The organism is Terrabacter sp. 01T434 (assembly GCF_056398545.1).
The window spans coordinates 385,297-408,519 of sequence record NZ_JBFTPP010000002.1 but is presented as its reverse complement, the minus strand read 5'-3'; the positions used below and the strand labels follow the sequence as shown (position 1 = coordinate 408,519).

The following is a 23,223-nucleotide window of genomic DNA, read 5'->3' as shown; positions in this document are numbered from 1 at the left end:
TACACCGCCCACGGACGTGACCGGCAGGGGGACCCCCGTTGTCTGACAACCCGACCAGTGGCCAGCCCGGCCAGCCCCCGCTCGAGCCGGGAGTGCCGCAGCCCGCTGCCGGTCCGTCCGTGTGCCCCCGCCACCCTGACCGCGAGGCCTACGTCCGCTGCCAGCGCTGCGGCCGGCCCGCGTGCCCCGAGTGCCAGCGGCCCGCCGCCGTCGGCATCCAGTGCGTCGACTGCGTACGCGAAGCCGCCCGGACCACGCCCAGCGCTCGCACCGTCTTCGGTGGGCGGGCCACCGACGGCACGCCCGTCGTCACCTACGCGATCATCGGCATCTGTGCGGTCGTCTACCTCGCGCAGCGCGCCAACTCGAGCGTCACGCAGAACTTCGCCTTCGCGCCGTTCCTCGGGTGGACCGAGCCGTGGCGCTTCGTCACCGCGGCCTTCCTGCACTCCCCGCAGACGGTCTTCCACATCCTGCTCAACATGTTCGCGCTGTGGTCCCTCGGGCAGTACCTCGAGCCGATGCTCGGTCGCGCCCGGTTCGCCGCGCTCTACCTGATCAGCGGCATCGGCGGGCAGGTGGCCGTGACGCTCATGGCCGGCTCGCCCACGATCGCGGGTCTGCGTGCCGGCCTGGACGACGCCTGGCTGACCCCCGTCGTCGGTGCCTCCGGGGCCATCTTCGGGCTCTTCGGGGCGCTCCTCGTGCTCAACCGGCACCTCGGGCGTTCCTCGGCGGCGATGTACGCGACGATCGCGATCAACGCCGCCTTCGGCTTCTTCTACCCCGGCATCTCGTGGCAGGCCCACCTCGGCGGGCTGGTGACCGGCGTCATCTGCGCCGGCGTCATCGTCGCCTTCCGCCGACAGGGTGTGCGCCACCTCGTGTGGGCCGCCCTCGGAGCCGTCCTCGTGCTGCTCGTCGCGGTCACCGTCGGGAAGTACCTCACCGTCCCCGAGGCGATCCGCGAGCTCAGCATCTTCGGGTGACCGGCCCGTGCACCTGATCTGCGTCACCGGCCCGCCGGCCGTGGGCAAGATGACGGTGGGCCGGGCGGTCTGCGACCTGACCGGCTTCCGGCTCTTCCACAACCACATGTCGATCGAGCCGTTGCTCGGCGTCTACGACTTCGGCACGCCCTCGTTCCGGCGGATCAACGCGATGATCCGCCGGGAGGTCATCGCCGAGTCCGTCGTCGCCGGGCTGCCCGGCCTCGTCTTCACCTTCGCCATCGACCTCGACGACCCCAGGGAGCTCGAGCAGCTGCAGGAGCTCGTCGAGCCCGTGGAGCGTGCCGGCGCCCCCGTCGACGTCGTCGAGCTCTGCGCACCCCAGCACGTCCGCCTCGCCCGGGAGGGTGGTGCTGACCGGATGGACCACAAGCGCAGCAAGCGCGACGTCGATTGGGCCCGCGCCCATGTCGTCGACCTCGAGTCGCGTGCCCGGTTCACCACCGACCCCGCGCGGGACGGCGAGCGACTGCTGCCGGGGCACCGTCACCTGCGCCTCGACAACGACCACGCGGACGCCCGCCGGACCGCCGAGCGGATTGTCACCGAGCTCGGTCTGGCGCGGCTCTGAGGCTCCTCGCGGCGAGGCCAGCAGACGGTTATCCACGGGCTGTGGACAAGCCTGTGGATGTAGTTACACAGATGTCATTCATCCCCAGCTGGGGACAACTGTGTGGATAACCGGGGACCTGCGCGCCGGAGGTTGTGCACGGCCGTCATCCACAGGTGTGGACCGACATGCACGACGCCGGCTGTCCACAGGTGTGGACAGCCGGCGTCGGGCGGTCTGTGCAGGGTGAGCCTCGCGGCTCAGCGCCACCGCATCGTCATGATGAACCCGCCCATGAGCAGGACGAAGCCCACGCCGAGGTTCCAGACCCCGATGGACCCGATGGGGTACTTGTACTCGGTCACGTAGTAGACGACGATCCACAGCAGCCCGAGGACGAGCAGCGTGATGAAGACGGGCGCCCACCAGGTGGGGTTGGGCTCGGCGGCCTTGCTCGTGCGGGGCGGGGTGTATGCCGTCGCCTTGTGGTCGCGGCCTTTGGACTCGGGCACTGCGTTCTCCTTGCTCTGAGTTGAGGCAAGGGTAACCAATGACACGCGTGGCGTCCCTGCCTGAGCAGGCACGACGGCCGTCCGGTGTCGAGGAGAACACGGAGATGCCTCCACCGCGCCGCGCCCGCCCGCCGCGCCTGCCCGTACCGCCGGTCCGTCGACGAACCGTGACGAGGCACAATGGTGGCGGCGCGGACGGTCCGCGCGAGCGAGGTCAGCCGTGATGAAGGACGCCGAGACGCCGGAGCAGGGCGTGGGCGAGGACGCCACCGGCATCGTCGACCCTGTCGACCCTGTCGACCCTGTCGACGTGGCTGACGCACCCGTCCGTCCGCGGCGGCGCCTGACCTGGCGTCTGCTCGTGCCCGTCGTCACGGCAGCGGCCGGCGTGATGTTCGCGCTGAGCTTCCAGACCGCCCAGGGCCGTGACCTGCGGGGTGACCGTGACCTTCCCCAGCTGATCATCGCCGGCGACGCCCGCGTCGCCGCGCAGGCGGGTGTCCTCGACGAGCTGCAGAAGGAGGTCAAGAGGCTGAGCACGACGAGCGCCCCGGCTGACCAGCACCTCTCGAGCCTGACCCGCGCCGCCGACGAGCTGGCCCCGACCGCCGCGACGACCAAGGTCCGTGGCCCGGCGCTCGAGGTCACGCTCGACGACGCCAAGCGCACCGCCGACTCCCTGCCGGACGGCTTCACCGCGGACGACATCGTCGTGCACCAGCAGGACGTCCAGGCCGTCGTCAACGCGCTGTGGACCTCGGGCGCCGAGGCGATGATGATCCAGGACCAGCGGGTCATCGCCACCAGTGCCGTCCGCTGCGTCGGCAACACCCTGATCCTGCAGGGCCGGGTCTACTCCCCGCCCTACCGCATCACCGCCATCGGTGACATCGACCGGATGGAGCGGGGCCTCGACGCCGACCCGTCCGTCACCATCTACAAGCAGTACGTCGACGCGGTCGGTCTCGGCTACGGCCTGCACACCCTGGGCTCGACCGAGTTCCCGGCATACTCGGGTTCGGTCGACTTCCAGTACGCGACCCCGATCCGGCCGACCACCGGCACCCCGTGACCTCTCCCGACAGGCCCGCATGAGCATTCGCATCCTCGTCCGTACCGTCGGCGAGCTGTTGCTGACCGCTGGGCTGCTCGTCGGCCTCTTCGTCGTCTGGCTGCTCGTGTGGCAGGCCCACGTGCAGGATGCGGGTCAGGCCGATGCGGTCAGCGGTCTTGAACGCAGTTTCGCCGCCCCGCCGCCCTCGCCCTCCGCCGGGCACGCACCGGCCGTTACCCCCGCCGAGACGCAGCCGAAGCCGGGTGAGCTCTTCGCGGTGCTGCGCATCCCGCGGCTCGGTGGCGACTGGGCCAAGCCCGTGCGCGAGGGGGTCGGCGCCGACGTCCTCGCCGACGGGATGGGCCGCTACCCCGGCACGGCCCTGCCGGGTGCCGTCGGCAACATCGGCATCGCCGGTCACCGCTCGGGGCACGGCAACCCGCTGCTCGACGTCGACCTCATCCGCCCCGGCGACGTCCTCGTCCTCGAGACGAAGAGTGCCTACAACGTCTACCGCGTCGTCCGGCACGAGATCGTCGCGCCGGACCGCTCCGACGTCGTCGCGCCCGTGCCGGAGCGCCCGGGGGTGAAGCCGACCGAGCGTTGGTTCACGCTGACGACGTGCAGCCCCCGGTGGGGCAACACCTCCCGCTACATCGTCTTCTCCAAGCTCGAGACCACCATCCCGCGCGCCCAGGGCCTGCCTGCCGCCTACCTGACCACGCCGAAGGACCTCTGACCGATGTATGCCGCCCTCTGGCGCCGACTCCCCGGTGGCCGCCTCGCGAAGTCCCTGTCCGCGTTGGTGCTCTTCGCCGCTACCGTGGTGATCCTGTTCGGCTGGGTGTTCCCCGCGGTCGCCCCGCTCCTGCCCTTCGAGGACGTCACGGTCCAGGGTCAGCCCAGCCCGCACACCGTCAGCACGCAGAAGTAGGCCCGCATGACCCGCATCCTCGTCGTCGACAACTACGACAGCTTCGTCTACACCATCGTCGGCTATCTCGAGCAGCTCGGCGCCGACTGCACCGTCGTGCGCAACGACGCCGTCCCCGCGTCGGATGCGGCTGCCTACGACGGGGTGCTCGTCTCCCCCGGACCCGGCGCGCCCGAGGACGCGGGGGTCTCGCTCGAGATCATCGCCGAGTGCGCCCGGCTGGCCAAGCCGATGTTCGGGGTGTGCCTCGGTCACCAGGCCCTGGGCGTCTTCGCTGGTGCCACGGTGGGGCGGGCGCCCGAGCTGCTGCACGGCAAGACCTCGCTCGTGCACCACGACGGCACGGGCGTCCTGGCTGGGCTGCCCAGCCCGTTCACGGCGACGCGCTACCACTCGCTGACGATCGACCCCGAGACCCTCCCGGGCGAGCTGCTCGTCACCGGTCACACCGACTCCGGTCTCGTCATGGCGGTGCGCCACCGCGACCTGCCCCTGCACGGCGTCCAGTTCCACCCCGAGAGCGTCCTCACCGAGGGCGGGCACCGGATGCTCGCGAACTTCCTCGCGATGTGCGGCGACGTCCGCGCCGTCGAGCGGTCGGTCGGGCTCAGCCCGCTCGTGACCGCCGCTGTCTGACCCACCCCGCGACCCGGCACACGACGAAGGGCCCTCCCGGACGGGAGAAACGTTGCAGTAGCCCATCCCCAGCGCAACGGCGAAGTCGTCTGCGAACACGAGACCGGCAGTCAATGCACCAGACGGCCGCGTCAGGCACGATCGCGCTATGCGCGTGCAGCTGACCAGGTTCCCGATCCGGCACGGCAAGAGGGCCCTGGTCGACGAGTGGATGGCCTGGATCGAGGCCAACCACGATGCGGCGCTCGAGACCTTGCAGCCGGAGCGGATGTATGTCGAGTCCATCTTCTGCGACACCGTTGATGGGGTCGACTACCTCTTCTGGTACACCGTGCAAGGGCCCGGCGGTAGGCGCGTCGAGGAGTCCGAGCACTGGATGGACCGTCGACACCTGGAGTACTTCCGTGAGTGCGTCGACGAGTCCGCAATCCCCGTCAGTCTTCGTCCACGTGTCCACCTCGTGCAGGACCAAGTCGCGTCAGCCATGACGCCCGAAGAGGAGACCTAGACCTCGCCAGTCAGAGCTCGCTCCGTCTCCGTCGTTCTTCCCCTCGTCACACGGCATTCAGCTCGCGCAGAGCTCACCGGCGCGCACCGGATGAGTGGGTGACGCCGGCGACTTGGTCCACGCTCCCAACAAGAGGTGCGCCTCCCAGCTTCACTGGGAGGCGCACCTCAGTGGTACCGATTTGCCCCTGGTCCCCCACCAGAAGCCGAACAGGCCCGCTCGGGAAGGGGCCCCTTCGTCGTATGCCGTGTGCCTGGCCCTACGGGGTCGGCGTCGCGGTCCCGGTGCCGGTCGTGGTCGTCCCCGGCGTGGTGGGCGGCGGCGAGGTGACCGTCACGGGCGGGGGTGTCGGCGCCTTGGCGACCTTGACGGTGATGGAGGTGCCCATCTTGACGACGTTGCCGGCCTGGTCGACGGACAGCACCTCGTCGGGGTTCTTGGCGGACTCGACCGTCTCCTTGCGCGGCTGGAGGCCGGCGTTCTGCAGGGCGACCGCGGCCAGGGCCCAGTCCTGCCCGACGAGGTTGTCGGGCACCTTGACGTTGCCGGTGGCGTAGAAGATGCGGATCTTCGAGCCCTTGGCGACGACGGCCCGGGCGGCCGGGTCGGTCTTCGTCACCTTGTTCTTCTCCTGGTCGGGGGTGTTCTCCTCCTGGAAGCCCGACACGACGAAGCCCTGCTTCTCGAGCTCGGCACGCGCGGCGTCCTTGTCGAAGCCGGTGACGTCGGGGACGGTCAGGCTGTCCGGCCCGGTGGACACGACGTACTTGACCACCGACTGCTCGGCGATCCTCGTGCCGGACTTGGGGTCCTGGCTGATGACGTCACCCTCGGTCACGGTCGTGCTGGGTGCGGTCGACTTCTCGCCCCGGAGGTTGTTGGTCGCGAGCGTCTGCGCCGCCACGTCGCCCTTCATCCCCTCGATCGTCGGCACGGAGACCAGCGTCACGGCCGGCGTCTGGTTGCTGAACCACGTCACGGCACCCCATCCGACGAGGGCCAGCACGGCGGTGATGAGCACCGTGATGAGCGCGGCCTTGCCCCTGCCGCCCTTCCTCTCGTCGTCCTCCTCGTCATGGCCGACGGCAGGCAGACCCGCGGTGTTGGCGTAGCGCTCGCTGCGCTCGGTGACGGGCGACTGAACCGCCGTCGGGGAGCCGGCGACGGCATACGACTGCGGGAGGGTCTGGGTGGCGACGGCGCCGACGGCGGCCGCGGTGCCCAGCGCCGCCGTGCTGATGGATCGGCCGAACCGGACGTTCTCGAGGTCGGCCCGGAAGGCGGACGCGTTCTGGTAGCGGGCCTCGCGGTCCTTGGCGAGCGCGTGCAGGGTGACGGCGTCGAGGTCTCCGCCGACGGCGTCGTTGAAGACGCTCGGCGGCTGGGGCAGCTCCCCGACGTGCTGGTAGGCGATGGCGACCGGCGAGTCACCGGTGAACGGCGGACGACCCGCGAGCAGCTCGAACAGGAGGCACCCCGTCGAGTAGAGGTCGGACCGCTCGTCGACCGTCTGGCCCTGGGCCTGCTCGGGCGAGAGGTACTGGGCGGTGCCCACGACCGACTGGGTCTGCGTCATCGTGGCGGCGGTGTCGGCGATGGCGCGGGCGATGCCGAAGTCCATCACCTTGACGTGGCCGCCCGAGGTGATCATGACGTTGGCCGGCTTGATGTCACGGTGGACGATGCCCATCCGGTGGCTGTAGGCCAGGGCGTCGAGGATGCCCTCCGTCACGCGGATCGCCTCTGCGGGCTCGAACTGCTTGCGCTTGCTCAGCTGCTGGCGCAGGGTCTCGCCGTCGACGTACTCCATGACGATGTAGGGCAGCGTCGTCCGCGTGCCGTTGGGACCCTCGACGGCGCTGTCGTCCTCGCCCGAGTCGAAGATGGCGACGATCGCGGGGTGGTTGAGACCTGCGGCCGACTGCGCCTCGCGCCGGAAGCGCAGGAGGAAGTTCGCGTCGCGCGCGAGGTCCGAGCGAAGCATCTTGATGGCGACCTGGCGCCCCAGGCGGGTGTCGTGGCCGAGGTGCACGTCGGCCATGCCGCCGCGGCCGATCAGCTCGCCGACCTCGTAGCGTCCGCCGAGGACACGGGGTGCGGTGCTCATGTCGTTGGCCTCTGCTCGTTCGGGTGCTGGGTCATCCTGGTCCACTCGTCGGGCGCCTGCAGCGCGCTGGTCGGGCTGGTCGCGGTGGTCGGTCATCTACTTGCCCTTGCCCTTCCCCTTGCCCTTGACGTGGTGGGCGGGCTGGTGCTTGGAGGTCGTGGACACGGGGGCGGCCTTGTTCGACGTGCTGTTCGGGGTCGTGCTCGACGTCGAGCTCGGCGTCACCGAGGGGGCGGTGACCCTCGTCGCTGGGCTCGGTGACGAGCTGGGCGTGCTGCTCGGCGTGGCGGTCGCCGCCGGGGCGGACGCGGGCCGCGCGGCCGGCCCCGCGACCGGGGCCTGCATCACACCGGCGAGGGCGACCGCGCCCCACGCGACGAGGGCGATGAGGGCGACGGCCGGGACCGCAAGCCAACCGAGACGGCGCCCGCGGACACGGCGGTCGCGGGGGCCAAGGGAGTCACGGCGGGCCGGACGGTTCGCCATCCGGGGCAGGGCGCGGGTCGCGGACGGCGAAGCAGCGCTTGTCGGGATGACCCTCGTGCCGTCGACGGTCACGGCAGGCAGTGGCGTGGCCCCGGGCAGGGAGGCCACCGACACCCCGGTCGCCTCTGCCACCGCGAGTGCGTGGGCCGGTCGGTCGGTCGCGGACTTGGCCAGGCAGGCCTCGATGACCTCACGCAGGTCGAGCGGGACGGTGGCGGGCAGCTCGGGGGGAGGGTCGGTCACCTGGGCGATGGCCGTCGCCACCGGCGATCCCATGTCGAACGGCTTGCGGCCGGTGACCATCTCGTGCGCCACGATCCCGAGGGAGTAGAGGTCGCTGGACGCCGTCGCCGGGTCGCCGAGCGCCTGCTCCGGGCTGATGTAGTCGGGAGTGCCGAGCACCTCGCCGGTGAGCGTGTGACCCGCACCGTCGCCGACCCTGGCGATCCCGAAGTCGGTGAGCTTCACCCGTCCCTCAGGGGTCACGATGATGTTCGCCGGCTTGACGTCGCGGTGCACGACGCCGGCCTCGTGTGCCGCCGAGAGGGCCAGCGCCGCCTGGCCGAGGATCGAGCGCACCTCCTCGGCCGGCATACCGCCGTCGTGGTCGCGGATGATCTCACCCAACGTCCGCCCGGGCACGAGCTCCATCACGAGGTATGCCGTGCCGTCCTCCTCGCCGTAGTCGAAGACGGCCGCGATGTTGGGGTGGTGCAGCGAGGCGCTGCTGCGCGCCTCGGCGCGGAAGCGCTCGAGGAAGGCGGCGTCGCTCGGCCCCTGTGGGCGCATGACCTTGACGGCGACGGGGCGCCGGAGCACCTCGTCGGCGGCCTCCCACACGTCGCCCATCCCGCCGGAGGCGATGGCGGCACCCAGCGTGTAGCGGCCGCCGAGGGTCGCACCGGTCTGGAGCGTCATCGGTTCAGCACCGCTTTCATGACCGCGCGCGCGATCGGCGCCGCGACGCGGCCTCCGCCGACCTCGCTGCCCGTGACGCCGCCGTCCTCGACGACGACGGCCACGGCCACCTTGGGGTCGGTGGCCGGCGCGAACGAGATGAACCAGGCGTGCGGCGGCTTCTTGAGGTCGTGCTGGGCCGTGCCGGTCTTGCCCGCGACCTCGACACCGGGGATCTGCGCCCGCACGCCGCTACCGTTGTTGACGACGGAGACCATCATCTTGGTCAGCGTGGAGGCGGTCTGCGCCGAGACGGCCTGCGACAGCTCGACCGGGTCGGGCGCCGACTGGATGACGTCGAGGTTCGCGCTCCGCACCGACTGGATGAGGTACGGCGTCATCACGCTGCCACCGTTGCCGATGCCGGCGGCGACCATCGCCATCTGCAGGGGGGTCGCGCGGACGTCGTACTGACCGATCGCGGCCTGAGCCGCCTGCGGGGCGTTGAGCTCGGCCGGGACGGAGCTCGTCGCGACGCGCATCGGGACCTGCAGCGAGTCGCCGAAACCGAACTTCGCGGCCTGGGCGCGGAGCTTCTCGCCGCCGAGCTGGAGCCCGAGCGCGCCGAAGGAGGTGTTGCAGGAGATCTCGAGGGCGTGCACGAGGGTGGTCTTGTCGCCCGGCCCGCAGGGCTGGCCCGTCTCGGTGGGCAGCGTGGTGCTGGTCAGGGGCAGGTCGAGCTGCGCGGGGCCGGGGACCACGGTGTTGCCATCCTTGACCAGGCCGTTCTCGATGGCTGCTGCCGCCGTGACCACCTTGAAGGTCGACCCGGGCGGGTAGATGCCGCTGAGGGCGCGGTTGAGGTAGGCCTGGTTCGGGTCGGTGGACAGCGCCTTCCACGCCTTGGCGACCTTGCCGAGGTCGTGGCTGGCCAGGGGGTTCGGGTCGTAGTCCGGGTGGCTGACCATGGCGAGGATGGCGCCGGTCTTGGGGTCGAGCGCCACGACGGCGCCGCGACTGGCGCCGAGCGCCCGGTCGGCGGCCTGCTGCGCCTTGGGGTCGATCGTCAGCTCGATCGTTGCCCCCGAGGTCGTGCGGCCGGTGATGAGGTCGGTGATGCGGCGCACGAAGAGCTGGTCGGCGTTGCCGGAGAGCAGGTCGTCGGCGGCGTGCTCGAGGCCGTACGGCGCGCCGACGGAGTAGGAGTAGAAGCCGGTCAGGTGGGAGTAGAGCGCGCCCTGGGGGTAGGTGCGCAGGTAGCGGTACTGGTCCGGGACCGAGACCGACTGAGCGACGGCCTGACCGCCGACGACGATCGCCCCGCGCTGGCGGGAGTAGTTGTCGAGCAGGGTGCGCTTGTTGCTCGCCATCGCGCCCAGCGACTTCGCCTGCGCGAACTGCACGACCGTCGAGGCGACGAGCAGCGTGGTGAAGAGCATCGCGATGACGATCGAGAGCCGTCGGATGGGGGTGTTCACGGCAGCCTCACCACCTGCGTCTGCTCAGCCGGCGACGGGGCGGGGGCCGGGTCGGCGACGGCGACCCCGACGGGCAGCTCCGGCATCGGGCGCCGGGCCTGGTCGGAGATGCGCAGCAGCAGCGCCATGATCACCCAGTTCGCGAGCAGGGACGACCCGCCGAGCGACAGGAAGGGCGTGGTCAGACCGGTCAGCGGGATGACCCGGGTCACGCCGCCGATGACGATGAACAGCTGGAAGGCGACGGAGAACGACAGGCCGATCGCGAGGAGCTTGCCGAAGCCGTCGCGCACGCCGAGGGCGGTGCGGACGCCGCGCTCGCAGAAGACGAGGTAGAGGACCAGGATGGCGACGGCACCGAAGAGCCCGAGCTCCTCACCGAGGCTGGTGAAGATGAAGTCGCTCTCGGCGAACGGTGTCAGGTAGGGGCGTCCGGCACCCAGCCCGGTCCCGGTGAGACCGCCGGCCGCCATGCCCCAGAGCCCGTTGGCCAGCTGGTTGGACCGGTCGAGGCTCTGCTGCGAGAAGGGGTCGAGCCACAGGTCGACGCGCTCGTGGAAGTGGGCGAACGCCGTGAGGGCGAAGGCCACCGCGGCCGCGAAGAGCAGCAGGCCGATGACGATCCACGAGACGCGCTCGGTGGCCACGTAGAGCACGGCGACGAACAGCCCGAAGTAGAGCAGTGAGGTGCCGAGGTCGTTCTGGAAGACGAGCACGACCACGCACAGGGCCCAGGCGACGACGATCGGGCCGAGGTCGCGCCCGCGGGGGAAGGTGAAGCCGATGATCTTCTTGCCGGCGAGGGACAGCACGTCGCGCGTCTGCACGAGGTAGCCGGCGAAGAAGATCGCCAGGGCGATCTTGGCGAACTCGCCCGGCTGGAAGTTGAGCGGCCCGATGCTGATCCAGATCTGCGAGCCGTTGATGGAACGGCCGAGCCCCGGCACGAGCGGGAGAAGGAGCAGCACGAGCGCGGCCGCCATGCTGACGAAGGTGTAGCGGCGCAGCAGCCGGTGGTCGCGCAGCAGGACGAGCACGGCGACGGCCAGGACGACGGCCAGCGTCGTCCAGATGAGCTGGCGGTACGCGTCGCCGTCGGTGCCCAGCTGGCCCCGGGCGAGGTCGAGCCGGTGGATCATGACGAGGCCCAGGCCGTTGAGCACCGTGGTGATCGGCAGGAGGACCGGGTCGGCGTAGGCCGCCTTCCAGCGCAGCACGACGTGAACAGCCAGCGCGAGCACGGTGAAGCCGCCGGCGACGGGGATGATGTTGGCCGGGACGGTGCCGTTGCGGTTGAGGTCGGTGGTGACCCACGCGAGGAGCACGATCGCGATCGCGAGGAGCAGGAGCAGCAGCTCGGCGCCGCGGCGCGTGCGTGGCCTCAGGGGCTCGACGGTCGTGGTCACGCGGCCACCTCGTCGTGACGGTCCGTCGCGAGCGCGACGGCCGGTGGGGTCCTCAGCGACACGGATGGGCGCGGCACCGACGGTCGCGGGGTCAGCCCCGGGAGCGTCGGGACGGGCGACGTCGATGGTGTCGGCGAGGTCGGGACGGGCGTCGTGGGGACGGTCGACGTCGGGTTCGGGGTCGTGCCGCACGGCGTGCCCGTCGCGGCCAGACGCTGGCACCGCGTTGCCTCGCCGCGCAGCGCGGTCACCTTGACCTGGGCGTCGGCGAGGTCGCGGGCCGGGATCGTGTTGCCGACCGAGGCCTGCACGTCCGTCGGCAGGTCGGAGAGGAGCACGTCGGAGGAGGACTCGACGTGGGAGAGCCGGATCGGGCCGAGGTCCTGCGAGACCCCCCGGAAGATCGCGACGTGTCCGGCGTCGGCAGCGACGAAGTACTGCTTCTGCGACCACGCCCACGCGGCATACCCCCCGCCGCCGAGGATCGCGGCGACGATGAGGACACCGATGGTGCGCAGCAGGATCTTCGAGCGGCGGGACCGGGTGCGGTCCTCGGCGAGCTCGAGGGCGTCGTCGTCGGGCTCGGCGCGGCCGGTGGCCTCGCGCGACAGGGCGGCAGCCTTCTCGGCAGGACTGGTCGGGATCGCCCGCGTGCGGCCCCGCATCCGCTTGCCGGCTGCCCCGACGACCTGCGGCACCGTGGTCGGCAGGTCGTCACCGTCGGCGTCGACGACCTCGGCGACGATGACGGTCACGTTGTCGCGGGTGCTCGCCTTGAGGGCGATCTCGATGCAGCGGTCGGCGGCCTCGTCGGGAGTGCGGGCCTCGCGCAGGATCTCCTCGATGACGTCGGCGCCGACGAAGTCGGACAGGCCGTCGGAGCACATGAGGAAGCGGTCGCCGATCTTGGCCTCGCGCAGCGACGTGTCGGGCTCGTCGTCCGGCTGGCCGGTCATGACGCGCGTGACGACGGAGCGCTGCGGGTGGTGGCCGGCGTCCTCCTTGGAGATGCGGCCCTCGTCGACGAGCTGCTGGACGAAGGAGTGGTCCTTCGTGATCTGCGAGAACGTGTCGCCGCGGAGCATGAACGCCCGGGAGTCGCCGATGTGGGCCATGGCGAGCTTGTTGCCGGTGCGGAGCATGACGATCGTCGTGCTGCCCATGCCGGCCAGGTCGGAGTTCTCACGCATCGCCTTGGTGAGCTTGGCGTTCGCGGAGTGCAGCGCCTCCTCGAGCAGCGGGATCGCCTGGTCGGCGGTGACGTCCTCCTCGTCGAGGGGGGCGAGCTCACCGACGATCATCGAGCTGGCCACGTCGCCCGCGGCATGCCCGCCCATCCCGTCGGCGAGGACGAGGAGGTTGGGACCGGCATACCCCGAGTCCTCGTTGCGGGACTTCGGTCCCAGCCCGAGGTCGGAGCGCGCGGCATAGCGCAGGGCGATGGCCACCGGGTCAGCCTCGCAGTTCGAGGACGGTCTTGCCGATCCTCAGGGTGGTGCCGACCTCGACGGGTCGCGACCCGGTGAGGCGCTCGCGACCGATGAAGGTGCCGTTGGTGGAACCGAGGTCCTCGACGGCCCAGCCGTCGCGTCCCGAGGGGTCGGGGTAGATCCGGCAGTGTCGACCCGAGGCGTAGTCGTCGTCGAGGACGAGGGCGCACTCGGGGTTGCGGCCGACGAGGACGCCGCCGCTGCGCAGCGGCAGCGACGTGCCGGCCAGGGGCCCCTCGGTGACCACGAGGGTGGTCGGGGTGCCCTTGCCTCGGCTGCGCCCCTTGCGCGCGGCTGCCTGGGAAGGGCCAGCTGCCGCTGCGCCACCAGCGCCCGCGGCGCCGGCAGCCGCCGGCACCGGCGTGCGCGGTGACGTGCGCTGGCGGTCCTGCTTCTGGGCCTCCTTGAGCGCCTTGCGCTTGCCGCGCCGGCTCACCGCCGTGCCGTAGATGTCGGTGCGCAGCACGCCGACGACGCTGAAGATGAAGATCCACAGCAACGCCAGCAGACCCAGCCGCAGCAGGGTCAGGGTCAGTTCACTCATGCGTCACCCGACGTCATCGCCCCAGGGAGGTCCGTGGAGGTCATAGGGCTCACCGGCGTCCCGCGCGGAACGTCGCGGACGTGCGGCCGATCGTCAGGCGGTCGCCGTCCTGGAGCCGCTGGCTCGAGATGCGGTCGCCGTTGACGAAGGTGCCGTTGGTCGAGTTGAGGTCGCGGATCGAGGTGACGAGGTGCGGTCCGTCGGTGGTGACGCGGATCTCGCTGTGCCGCCGTGACACGCCCGGGTCGTCGATGACGATGTCGGCGGTCTCGTCGCGGCCCAGGGTCGTGAGGCTGCCGAGGAGGGGGTAGCGGTCACCGGAGATGTCGAGCCACGGGCGGGCGGAGGGGTTGGACCGGGGAGCCGGGCGCTGGACCGGGACCTCGTCGACGGCCGTGCCGGCGCTGGCCTGCGGCCTGGGTGCGGCGGGTGCCTGCTCGCGGGGGGCGGGCTCGCGCACGGCCGCCTTCGCGGTGGCGGGACGCACGCGGAAGACTCCGGTCTCGAGGCCCTCGCCCTCGACGAGCTGCACCTCGAGGGGTCCGCCGGGCTGGTAGCCCTGCGAGTCGGCGTGCTCCTGTGCCGCGGCGACGAGGTCGTCGGACAGGTCCTCCTCGTAGTCGCCGAGCCGGTCGTAGTCGGTCTGGCTGAGCTCGATCGTGTAGAGGTTCGGCACCATCGCGCGTCCGTGACCGAGCAGGGCGGCGCGATCGTCCATGGCGCGACGGATCGCGGACGCGATCTCGACGGGCTGCACCTCGGACTTGAATGCCTTGGCGAAGGCGCCGTGGACAGCCTTGGCCAGACCGTGCTCGACACGGTTGATGATTCCCACGCCGTCTCCTCCTTCGTGGTGAGCGCTCTTGCCGGGCGCCTCATCGTAACCGGGTCAGCCCCCGCAGCCCCCAACCGACAGCCGGAGCGGCCCCTCGTTCGGCACCCGTTCTGACCCGGATTGCGTGGTGCGCAGATTTGCGGTGTGGCGCAGTCATGGGACGATCTCACGGGTCCCGAGGCGGGACCGCGCACATGGTCAGGCCAGCAAGGAGTGCTCGATGAGCAAGGACGAGACCGGCACCACCGAGAGCCAGGGCATCCCCGGCTTCTCGGCGAACAGCTCCATCCCGGGTGGCTTCACTCTCCCCATTCCGACGGCGTCGGCTGCTGCCGGCGAGCCCGAGCAGGCCCCGGCCGACCCGTGGAGCTCGACGTGGGAGGACACCTCCTGGCAGTCGGCGGAGTCCGGTGAGGCGAACGCCTGGAGCGACTGGGAGCCCGCCGACCCCGCGACGTCCGACGACTCCGCGGCGACCGGCACCGAGTCGGAGACGCACACCGGCTGGACCCCTGCCGGCGCGACCCTGGACGGTCACACCGCGGCACGGCGGGCGTATGCCGGCCGGCCGACCATCGATCCCGACGTGGCCGCCGCGTCGGCATCGTCGACCGCGTCCGCCGTCGCGGTCGAGGAGGAGCACGACGCCCAGCACCCGGCATACGACCGCACTCCCGCGTCGCGCACCGGCCTCTCTGTGCGCCCGAGCGCCGAGGACCTCATCTCGGCCCGGTCCAAGGGAGAGCGCCAGAAGCTCAAGGCCAGCTCCGGGCTGCGCAGGGCCCTCGGCCTCGGGCCGAGCGTGCGGGAGATGCTCGAGCGGGACCGGCTCGACCGGATCGCGCGCCCCGTCAGCGGTCGCAAGACGATCATGGTCATCAACACCAAGGGCGGCGGGGGCAAGACGCTCGTCACCCTGATGCTCGCCAGCTACCTCGGGCGCTACCGCTCGGGCTCGGTCCTGGCGTGGGACAACAACGAGACCGAGGGCACCCTCGGCATGCGGGCTCCGTCCCAGAGCCACCACCGCACGGTCGTCGACCTGCTGGGCGCGCTGCCCACGATCGCCGACGACCCGTACGCCGGGACGTCTGAGCTCGCGCACTGGGTGCGGGAGCAGCGGGGCCTGTCCTTCGACGTGCTGGCCTCGGCCGACGACGACGAGGCGATGCGCATCATCGGCGAGCAGGAGTTCGAGGACCTCCACACGCAGCTGTCGCGCTTCTACCGGATGATCGTCGTCGACACCGGCAACAACCGGCTGTCGCCGAACTGGCTCGCGGCCGCCGCCCGCGCCGACATGCTCGTCTTCGCGACCTCGCTCAAGGACGACACCTCGGTCGTCGCGGCCAAGAACCTGGATGCGCTCGTGGCCATGGGCCGTGGTGACCTCGTGCGCAACGCGGTCTGCGTCATCTCGCACACCTCGGCCCGGAGCAACGACATCGGTGCCGGCGTGCACACGCGCGAGCACTTCGAGCAGTGGGTGCGCGCGGTCGTCGACATTCCCTACGACCCGATGCTGGCGCCCGGTCTGCACCTCGACCCGCTGAAGATCAACCGCAAGACGCACGAGTCGTGCATGGAGATGGCAGCCGCCGTCGTCGACGGCCTCTGAGCGGAGAGGCCGGGTGGCCTCGCGGGTATGCCGGTGACGTGGCACTCCTCGCGCTGACCGGCGCCTCCGGGCGGATCGCGACCGCGCTGCGACCGCGGCTCCGGGCGGCCGGTCACCGGCTCGTGCTCTGCGACGCCCCGGGGGTGGCCGTGCCGGACGTCGACGCGGCGACGGAGCGGGCCGTCGAGTGCGACCTGCGCGACGTGGACGGCGAGGCCGACGCGTTCGCCGGCGCCGACCTCGTCGTGCACCTCGGCGCCCACTCGGACGAGCGTTCGTGGGAGGACATCCTCGCCGTCAACATCGACGGCACGCGCGCCGTCTGCGAGGCGGCCCGTCGCGCCGGGGTGCGCCGGATGCTGCTCGCGAGCTCCGTCCACGCCGCGGGCTACGTGCCGGCCGACTCACCGCTCGTGCGCGGGGGGATGCCGTTGCCGGCGCCCGACACGTACTACGGGGTCAGCAAGGCGGCGCTCGAGGCGCTCGGCGGGTTGTATGCCGGCCGGTTCGGCATGACCGTCGTCAGCGCCCGGATCATGGTGTTCGGTGACATCGCGGACGGTCCGCCGCCCTCGCTCCGTTCGTGGTTCTCGCCCGACGACATGGCGCGGCTCGTGCTCGCCACCCTGACGACGACCGCGGCCGGTCACCACGTCGTGTGGGGCGTCTCGCGCAACACGCGCCGGGTCGTGGACCTCGCGCCGGGGCTCGCCATCGGCTTCGACCCGCAGGACGACGCGGAGGCGCACGCGGCCGCTGCGGAGCGGGTCGACCCCAGCGGACCACCCGGGATGCTCGGCGGCGGCTTCGCCGACTCGGCATACCTCCTCGGGGAACCCCACGGCGGGGCCCGGGGCGGCGGCTGAGGGACCCGCGCCGGCGCCCGGGGGATGAGGTGCGCGATGGTGCCGCGTCCGGTGTGGTGGTCATCCCATCCATCGCAGCACCATCCGGCGCTTCATCAGTCAGGTGGCCCCGGTTTGGCGTAACCCGGTCTCATACAGCACACTGTCTCCTTGTCACGCGCGAGTGGCGGAATGGCAGACGCGCTGGCTTCAGGTGCCAGTGTCCGAAAGGGCGTGGGGGTTCAAATCCCCCCTCGCGCACGCAGCAGTGGGGAATCCCCCACGACCCCGGCCGGGTGGCCCGACGAGAGTCGGACCGCCCGGCCGCTGTCATGTCCGGGCTCCAATCCACGATCCTCGGGCACGGCACGGCACGGCACGGCACGGCACGGACGCCGCCGTGTACCCGGCCAGCCTCTGACCCTGGAGCTCGGCGGTCGACTGACCGCTGAAGGCGCCGCCTGGACCAGCCCTGCGCCGGTCCGAGGGCCGCCCGGTCACCCCGACGGCGTGGACCCCTCGACGGCCAGGGGGGCCATCGCGACACCGAGGTCGCCGAGGCTCGGCAGCGCGGTCAGCCTCCGCGGCGGGGTAGGCGCCGGCGGAGCGATCCGCATCAGGAGCGTGCGGCGCACGTCGAACCGGTGCTCGTGGCCCGGTGGCGTGCCGGGTCCCTCGAACCGGACGGTGACGACTCCGTCGTCGACGCGGGTGATCCAGCCGGGTCCGCGCTCGTCGTGCTCGACGTCCAGCCCCACCGCGCACGTGTGCACCGTCAAGGGAGCGGGCAGCCGCTCGCCGTCCCCGTCGCCGTCCTCGTCGCCGTCGTCATCCACGGCGTCATCCACGTCGTCATCCCCGGCGTCGGCCGTGTCGGCCGCTGCGGCGAGGATCCCGTCCGTGCCGGGGCCGCTCGGTCGGAGCTCTGCACTCGCCTCACCGTCGGCAGTGGGAAGCCGCAGCTGGGCCCAGTGCGTCAACCCCGACAGGGCGACCCCGAGCAGCCGGACCGGCTCCACCGGGTCGGCCGCTGCCAACGCTGCCGTAGCGGCGTCCCGCAGCTCTGCCGCCTCTGACGTCGGCTGGGCCAGGGTGACCGAGCGGGTCACGGTGGTGAAGTCGGACAGGCGAACCTTCACCGTGACGGTACGGGCGCCGCCCCCGTGACGGTGCAGGCGCCGCAGCGCCCGAGCCAGGACGTCCTCGAGCGCGCCGGCCAGCTCCCACCGGCGCAGGTCCTCCGCGAAGGTGCGCTCCGCACCGACGCTCTTCGCCTCGCGCTCGACCACGACCGGGCGCGGGTCATCGCCGCGAGCGAGGCGATACAGGTTCCAGCCCGCAGCCTCCCCGAGCGTCCGGATGAGGTCCTCACGGCTGGTCGCGCGCAGGTCGGCGACCGTGACGATCCCGAGACGGCGCAGCGTCGTGTCCGTCGCCGGTCCGACACCCCAGAGGGCCGAGACCGGCTTGGGCAGGAGGAACTCGTCCTCCGCCTCCGGCGGCACGACGGTGAACCCGTGCGGCTTGTCCGCGTCCGAGGCCAGCTTCGCGATGAGCTTCGAGCGGCCGAGCCCGACCGAGACGACGAGCCCGGACCGGTTGTAGACGAGCCGTCGGGCCAGATCTGCTCCGGCGGCCGGATGGCTGGCGAAGGGGCCGGCGGCCAGGTCGACGAATGCCTCGTCGAGGCTGACCGGCTGCACCAACGGCGACAGCTGTCGGAGGGTGTCCATGATCAGCGTGCTGTGCGCCGCGTATGCGGGGAACCTCGGCGTCAGGACGGTCGCCGACGGACACAGCACCCGCGCCTGCGCCATGGGCATCGCGGAATGGCACCCGAACGCGCGCGCCTCGTAGTTCGCGGTCGCGACCACGCCGCGCGGGCCAGTCCCGCCGACCAGAACAGGTGTGCGCGCCAGCGACGGCTTCTGACGCGTCTCGACCGAGGCGAAGAAGGAGTCCGCGTCGACGTGCATCACGCTTGCGTCCGCACGCACCCGTTCACCTCCCGTTCTTGTCATCTCTGAGTTCACTCTGGCGCGTCGGTCGGCCCTGGGCGCGGCAGTGTGCGGTTGCAACCCGCGGCTTCCTCGTCGTGAGGCGCACCTCGGCGGCGCACCACGTGCAGCGCCGATGTGTCGGCGACCGTCGTTCTACACCGTGTTGCGCCGGATGGTGAGCGTGTGCGGTGCGGCGTCTGACGCTGTGTCGCCCACGATCTTGACGTAGTCCTGCGCTGTGTCGTCGCGTTGGGTCAGACACGTGGACCAGCGGGGTGCCGGCGGTTCTGGAAGTGGCCACTGGCGTTCACGCGGCGCTGTAGATCTCCACGGACAGCTTGTCGGGCCCTGTGGGGAGGGACAAAGGAAGGAGCCCTTCCCGCGGTCCGGGGCCGCTAGCCTCCAGAACCACCTTCGTCATCGGGGAGACGCCGTCGGGGCGTTCGAGATGTCTTCCAGTGGGGTAAGTGTCCCGGAGCCGCGCATCCGGGGGCCGGTTCAGCAGAGATTCCAACCCGTGGATGCTCACATCGTCCCGGGGTCCCGTACCATGACCGCTGACGAAGGCCCTTGAGATGTCAACCGACGCGCACCTTCCGTCCGAAAGCCACGGGTGCCACTGACATGAACCGCTTGCATGAAGGGTTCGTGCTGGGCGAGCGCTACCACCTGGACCAGCGCATCGCCTCCGGTGGGATGGCCGACGTCTGGGCCGGGACCGACTCGGTGCTCCAGCGCGAGGTCGCCATCAAGGTCATGCGTCCCGACGCCGACCACGAGCGCCTGTTCGCGCTCCGCTTCCGCGACGAGGCCGTCCACTCGGCCGCCCTGATGCACACCAACATCGCCACGGTCTTCGACTACGGCGAGGACCAGGGCCTCGCCTTCCTCGTCATGGAGCTCGTCTCCGGCCAGCCGCTCTCGGCGGTCCTCAACCAGCGCGGCCCGCTCCCGGCGAGCGAGGTGCGCTCGATCATGGGGCAGGCCGCCCTCGCCCTCGGTGTCGCGCACGAGGCACGGGTCGTGCACCGCGACATCAAGCCGGCCAACATCATGGTGCGCGACGACGGTCTCGTGAAGCTCACGGACTTCGGGATCGCCCGCGCCCTCGACGCCAGCGGTCACACGCAGCACGGCGAGATGCTCGGCACCCCGAACTACATCAGCCCGGAGCAGGCCCTCGGCCACGCGGCCACGGGCGCGAGCGACCTCTACGCCCTCGGCGTCGTGGGGCACGAGATGCTCTCGGGCCGGCGCCCGTTCGACCGCGGCACGCCGATCGCGACGGCTTTGAGCCACGTCAACGAGCCGTCCCCACCGCTGCCCGACGACGTGCCCGAGGACCTGCGCGACCTCATCCTCGAGTGCCTCGAGAAGGACCCCGAGAAGCGTCCGGCCAACGCCGCCGCGGTCGCGGTCCGGCTCGGACTCGGCGACCAGGAGCTGCGCGGCCTGGCGCTCGGCCTCGCCACGGCCATCAACGGGTCGCCCGCGGAGATGCTCGATGAGGTCGACGAGCTCCACGGCGAGGTCAGGGAGGGTTCGACGACCGGTTCGCGGCCCGCGGTCGACCCCGACCGGCTCGGGGCGACCCAGGCCATGCCGTCCGGGGTCCGGGACTGACGCAGTCAGGGTTGCACAGCGCCCCCGCCACCCGGACCGTTCCGACCTAGTCTGGACGCATGGCGACCTTGCCGTTGTTCCCGCTCGGCACCGTGCTCATGCCCGGGGCCCGGTTGCCGCTCCAGATCTTCGAGCCGCGCTACGTCCAGCTGCTCAAGGACCTGCTCGACGGTCAGGACCAGCGTCCCCCCGTCTTCGGCGTGGTCGCCATCCGGGAGGGGTTCGAGGTCGGTGAGGACGGGGTCCGTGCTCTCCATCCCGTCGGTTGCGGCGCGCTGCTCACCCAGGCCGCAGCCCTCGAGGACGAGCGCTACCTCGTGGTCTCGGAGGGGACCGACCGTTTTCGCGTCGATGCCATCGACGAGTCGGCGGGCACGCCGTACACCACGGCCCGCGTCACCTGGCTGCCCGAGCGCGACGGCGACGCGGCGACGGTCGTCGAGCTCGCCGCCCGGCTGCGCGCCGAGGTGGCCGCGTTCGCCGCAGCGACCGGGAGCGAGGCCGAGCTCCCGACGGACGACCGATCGCTGGCGTATGCCGTGTCGGACACCGTGAGCCTCGACGTCGAGGACCGCCAGCGCCTCCTCTCGAGCACCGACACGGAGTCGCGTCTGCGCCTGGGGCTCCAGCTCGTCCGGCGCGAGCGCGAGTTCGCGTCCGCGCTCGGCGCGGTCGCCATGCCCCCGATGCCGCCGTTCAGCCTGAACTGACGCTCCACGTCCGGTCGGCGGCCAACCCGGCAGCACCGCCGGCCTCCCCCTGGTGCCACCGGGTTGGTGCCGCGGCCAGCAGGCCCGCCGGTCGCGACAGTCCCCGAGGGTGGTGCTGTGGATGGCATCCCCTGATTGCCATCCACCGAGTGGGCTCCCCCTGACCCACTCGCGGTCCGCTTACCCAACCGACGGTGCGACGATCACCAGCGGTCCCGCCAATCCGGGTCCTGCTGGCGGGGCGGGCACCGTGGAGCGACGCGACACGGCATACGCCGTCGGTCAGCGCAGGGTGGCGACGACCTCGGCCGCGACGACCCACGTGGCCAGAGCGCACACCACCACGAACGAGAGGTTCCAGAGCAGGCGGGGCACAGGGGTCAGCGACGCGAGGACGCCGGGGTCGCTGCCGCGGCTGCGGTCACGGAGCACCGCGCTCAGGTGGCGCCACGCTCCGACGAGGAGCACCACCCCGAAGCCGACGAGGACCTGGGCCTGCAGCGCGTCGTCGCGCCACCACCACAGGGCGGCCGAGCCGGCGATCACGACGACCATGACGACGACGGTGAGGACCGACCTGACCCGGATCAGGGCGAAGAGCAGGATGACCAGCCCGGTCGTGATGAGGGGAGCCGCCCAGCCGCGTTCGGCCGCCCACACCATCGCCGCGCCGAGCAGGGCCGGCATCGGGTAGCCCGACCACGTCGAGGCGACGCGACCGGCACCGCGCACCGGCCCGCGGGTCACGGCGTGGCCGGACATGTCACCGCGCAGGACGAACCCGGTGAACTGGCGGCCGACGAGGACCCCGACGACCGCGTGACCGAGCTCGTGCACGAGGGTGACGGCGAGGCGGACGACCCGCCAGAGCGGTTCGAGGGCGACCAGGACGAGGGCGACGCCCAGGACGACGAGCAGCCGGGGCGCGGTGAGCGCCACGTCGCCGGTCGCCGGGACCACCCGGTCGCGCACCGTCTCGAACCACTCCACGGACGCAGAACCTAGCCGACCGGGTTGTGTCCCCCTCGGGCCGGCGTCACCGGGGCAGGGCGCGCGGATGCCGCCCGGTCAGCACCTCGAGCAGCAGCCGGTGCAGCGGCACGGCCACGCCGGACGCGGCGGCGAGGCGGACGACCGCGCCGGTCCAGGCGTCGAGCTCGGACGGCCGGTCCTCGAGCAGGTCGCGCTGCAAGGTCGTCGTCCCGCCAGCCGGCTGGTCGTCGACGTAGGCCATCGTGCCCGCCACGACGGAGTCGGGCAGGCGTATGCCGCGTGCCCGGGCCAGCGCCTCCACCTCGCGCATCGCGGCCTCGAGCAGCAGACGGCTCGACCGCTCGGTGCGCAGCTCGCCGATGGTGGCGTCGAGGGCCGCGCCGAGGCTGCCGAAGGGCACGACGAAGAGCATCTTGGACCACAGCTCGGCCCAGATGTCCTCGGGCTCCGGTGACGTCGCGCCGGAGTCGATGATCGCCTTGCGGAGCCGCACCACCCGCTCGGAGGGCGAGCCGGGCGTGGCCGTCCACTCGTCGACGGCGAGGGACCCCGGCCCGCCGGCGTGCGTGATGCGTCCGGGGCCGTCGATGTGGACGAAGAGCTTGGCGATCCCGGGGAGCACGGCTTCACGCCCGACGGCGGCGGCGACCTGGCCGGGCGCCTCGACGCCGTTCTGCGTCGTGACCACCGCGGTGTCCGGACCGGTGAGGCCGGGCAGCGCCGCGAGCACCGGGGGCAGCTGCCACGTCTTGACGGCGAGCAGCACGACGTCGACCTGGCCGATCGAGGTGATGTTGTCGGTGGCCTTGGCCGGCTGCACGGTGAAGTCACCGAGGACGCTCGTGACGACGAGCCCGTTCGCACGGATCGCCTCGAGGTGGGCTCCGCGAGCCAGGAACGTCACGTCGTGACCCGCCGCCGCCAACCGGCCACCGAAGTAGCCGCCCACCCCGCCCGTGCCCAGCACCGCGATGCGCATGACCGTGC

The 23,223-nt window shown here is 71.7% G+C and carries 22 protein-coding genes and 1 tRNA gene; 12 read left to right on the top strand and 11 right to left on the bottom strand.

Annotation, left to right across the window (positions count from 1 at the left end; all coding sequences use genetic code 11):
• Positions 1-38: 38 nt before the first annotated feature.
• Together AC1DIW_RS07140 and AC1DIW_RS07135 are read left to right on the top strand one after the other, a co-directional pair.
• Positions 39-989, top strand: coding sequence for a rhomboid family intramembrane serine protease (locus tag AC1DIW_RS07140; RefSeq protein ID WP_442281025.1), 951 nt, complete (start codon positions 39-41; stop codon positions 987-989).
• A gap of 7 nt (positions 990-996) precedes the next feature.
• Complete coding sequence (locus AC1DIW_RS07135; RefSeq protein ID WP_478107019.1) at positions 997-1,581, top strand: DEAD/DEAH box helicase family protein; 585 nt, start codon at positions 997-999, stop codon at positions 1,579-1,581.
• Between the two features lie 239 nt (positions 1,582-1,820).
• Here the strand turns inward: AC1DIW_RS07135 and AC1DIW_RS07130 are convergent, their stop codons facing one another.
• Positions 1,821-2,072, bottom strand: a complete 252-nt coding sequence (locus AC1DIW_RS07130; protein WP_056750107.1) for a cell division protein CrgA — start codon at positions 2,070-2,072, stop codon at positions 1,821-1,823.
• Between the two features lie 223 nt (positions 2,073-2,295).
• Between AC1DIW_RS07130 and AC1DIW_RS07125 the strand changes: the two genes are divergently transcribed.
• From AC1DIW_RS07125 to AC1DIW_RS07105, 5 genes are all read left to right on the top strand, one after another.
• Positions 2,296-3,144: a DUF881 domain-containing protein gene (locus AC1DIW_RS07125; protein ID WP_478107018.1), complete on the top strand. Its 849-nt coding sequence runs from the start codon at positions 2,296-2,298 to the stop codon at positions 3,142-3,144.
• 19 nt (positions 3,145-3,163) lie between these two features.
• Positions 3,164-3,865 (top strand): class E sortase, encoded by a 702-nt coding sequence (locus AC1DIW_RS07120; RefSeq protein WP_442281028.1) that lies wholly within the window; start codon positions 3,164-3,166, stop codon positions 3,863-3,865.
• 3 nt (positions 3,866-3,868) lie between these two features.
• Positions 3,869-4,060, top strand: coding sequence for a hypothetical protein (locus AC1DIW_RS07115; RefSeq protein WP_442281029.1), 192 nt, complete (start codon positions 3,869-3,871; stop codon positions 4,058-4,060).
• A gap of 6 nt (positions 4,061-4,066) precedes the next feature.
• A complete protein-coding gene (locus AC1DIW_RS07110) occupies positions 4,067-4,696 on the top strand; it encodes an aminodeoxychorismate/anthranilate synthase component II (RefSeq protein ID WP_478107017.1) in 630 nt (209 codons plus the stop codon).
• A 148-nt stretch (positions 4,697-4,844) separates the two neighbouring features.
• Complete coding sequence (locus AC1DIW_RS07105) at positions 4,845-5,204, top strand: DUF6176 family protein (protein ID WP_442281031.1); 360 nt, start codon at positions 4,845-4,847, stop codon at positions 5,202-5,204.
• Positions 5,205-5,463: 259 nt separating this feature from the next.
• On the opposite strand, the gene pknB is transcribed toward AC1DIW_RS07105, so the two are convergent.
• The 7 genes from pknB to AC1DIW_RS07070 all read right to left on the bottom strand — a co-directional run bounded on the left by pknB (position 5,464) and on the right by AC1DIW_RS07070 (position 14,447).
• Positions 5,464-7,311 (bottom strand): Stk1 family PASTA domain-containing Ser/Thr kinase, encoded by a 1,848-nt coding sequence (gene pknB / locus AC1DIW_RS07100; RefSeq protein WP_478107016.1) that lies wholly within the window; start codon positions 7,309-7,311, stop codon positions 5,464-5,466.
• A gap of 96 nt (positions 7,312-7,407) precedes the next feature.
• Positions 7,408-8,715, bottom strand: coding sequence for a serine/threonine-protein kinase (locus AC1DIW_RS07095; protein ID WP_478107015.1), 1,308 nt, complete (start codon positions 8,713-8,715; stop codon positions 7,408-7,410).
• Positions 8,712-10,172: a peptidoglycan D,D-transpeptidase FtsI family protein gene (locus AC1DIW_RS07090; RefSeq protein ID WP_478107014.1), complete on the bottom strand. Its 1,461-nt coding sequence runs from the start codon at positions 10,170-10,172 to the stop codon at positions 8,712-8,714. Before AC1DIW_RS07090 ends, AC1DIW_RS07095 begins: the two co-directional genes overlap by 4 nt.
• The gene (locus AC1DIW_RS07085; protein ID WP_478107013.1) at positions 10,169-11,578 is read right to left on the bottom strand and encodes an FtsW/RodA/SpoVE family cell cycle protein; all 1,410 of its coding nucleotides are present in this window, start codon (positions 11,576-11,578) and stop codon (positions 10,169-10,171) included. The genes AC1DIW_RS07090 and AC1DIW_RS07085 overlap by 4 nt, the downstream gene beginning before the upstream one ends.
• On the bottom strand, positions 11,575-13,026 hold the full coding sequence (locus AC1DIW_RS07080; RefSeq protein WP_442278405.1) for a PP2C family protein-serine/threonine phosphatase: 1,452 nt from the start codon (positions 13,024-13,026) through the stop codon (positions 11,575-11,577). Before AC1DIW_RS07080 ends, AC1DIW_RS07085 begins: the two co-directional genes overlap by 4 nt.
• Positions 13,027-13,030: 4 nt before the next feature.
• Positions 13,031-13,612 carry an FHA domain-containing protein FhaB/FipA gene (locus tag AC1DIW_RS07075; RefSeq protein WP_478107012.1) on the bottom strand — a complete coding sequence of 194 codons (582 nt, stop codon included), beginning with the start codon at positions 13,610-13,612 and terminating at the stop codon, positions 13,031-13,033.
• Between the two features lie 49 nt (positions 13,613-13,661).
• Positions 13,662-14,447 carry an FhaA domain-containing protein gene (locus tag AC1DIW_RS07070; RefSeq protein WP_442278407.1) on the bottom strand — a complete coding sequence of 262 codons (786 nt, stop codon included), beginning with the start codon at positions 14,445-14,447 and terminating at the stop codon, positions 13,662-13,664.
• Positions 14,448-14,667: 220 nt separating this feature from the next.
• On the opposite strand from AC1DIW_RS07070, the gene AC1DIW_RS07065 reads away from it, so the two are divergent.
• The 3 genes from AC1DIW_RS07065 to AC1DIW_RS07055 all read left to right on the top strand — a co-directional run bounded on the left by AC1DIW_RS07065 (position 14,668) and on the right by AC1DIW_RS07055 (position 17,171).
• Positions 14,668-16,065, top strand: a complete 1,398-nt coding sequence (locus AC1DIW_RS07065; RefSeq protein WP_478107011.1) for a MinD/ParA family ATP-binding protein — start codon at positions 14,668-14,670, stop codon at positions 16,063-16,065.
• A gap of 38 nt (positions 16,066-16,103) precedes the next feature.
• On the top strand, positions 16,104-16,931 hold the full coding sequence (locus AC1DIW_RS07060) for an NAD-dependent epimerase/dehydratase family protein (protein ID WP_478107010.1): 828 nt from the start codon (positions 16,104-16,106) through the stop codon (positions 16,929-16,931).
• Positions 16,932-17,088: 157 nt separating this feature from the next.
• Positions 17,089-17,171, top strand: a tRNA-Leu gene (locus AC1DIW_RS07055).
• Between the two features lie 236 nt (positions 17,172-17,407).
• On the opposite strand, the gene AC1DIW_RS07050 is transcribed toward AC1DIW_RS07055, so the two are convergent.
• Entirely contained in the window at positions 17,408-18,907 is a 1,500-nt protein-coding gene (locus AC1DIW_RS07050) for a DNA polymerase IV (protein ID WP_478107009.1), read from the bottom strand.
• Positions 18,908-19,534: 627 nt separating this feature from the next.
• Here AC1DIW_RS07050 and AC1DIW_RS07045 point away from each other — a divergent pair.
• Positions 19,535-20,533 (top strand): serine/threonine-protein kinase, encoded by a 999-nt coding sequence (locus AC1DIW_RS07045; protein ID WP_442278413.1) that lies wholly within the window; start codon positions 19,535-19,537, stop codon positions 20,531-20,533.
• A gap of 59 nt (positions 20,534-20,592) precedes the next feature.
• Complete coding sequence (locus AC1DIW_RS07040; RefSeq protein WP_478107008.1) at positions 20,593-21,243, top strand: LON peptidase substrate-binding domain-containing protein; 651 nt, start codon at positions 20,593-20,595, stop codon at positions 21,241-21,243.
• Positions 21,244-21,525: 282 nt separating this feature from the next.
• On the opposite strand, the gene AC1DIW_RS07035 is transcribed toward AC1DIW_RS07040, so the two are convergent.
• Together AC1DIW_RS07035 and AC1DIW_RS07030 are read right to left on the bottom strand one after the other, a co-directional pair.
• Positions 21,526-22,233 carry a M50 family metallopeptidase gene (locus tag AC1DIW_RS07035; RefSeq protein WP_478107007.1) on the bottom strand — a complete coding sequence of 236 codons (708 nt, stop codon included), beginning with the start codon at positions 22,231-22,233 and terminating at the stop codon, positions 21,526-21,528.
• Between the two features lie 46 nt (positions 22,234-22,279).
• On the bottom strand, positions 22,280-23,215 hold the full coding sequence (locus AC1DIW_RS07030; protein WP_478107006.1) for a 2-dehydropantoate 2-reductase: 936 nt from the start codon (positions 23,213-23,215) through the stop codon (positions 22,280-22,282).
• Between the last annotated feature and the right edge of the window lie 8 nt (positions 23,216-23,223).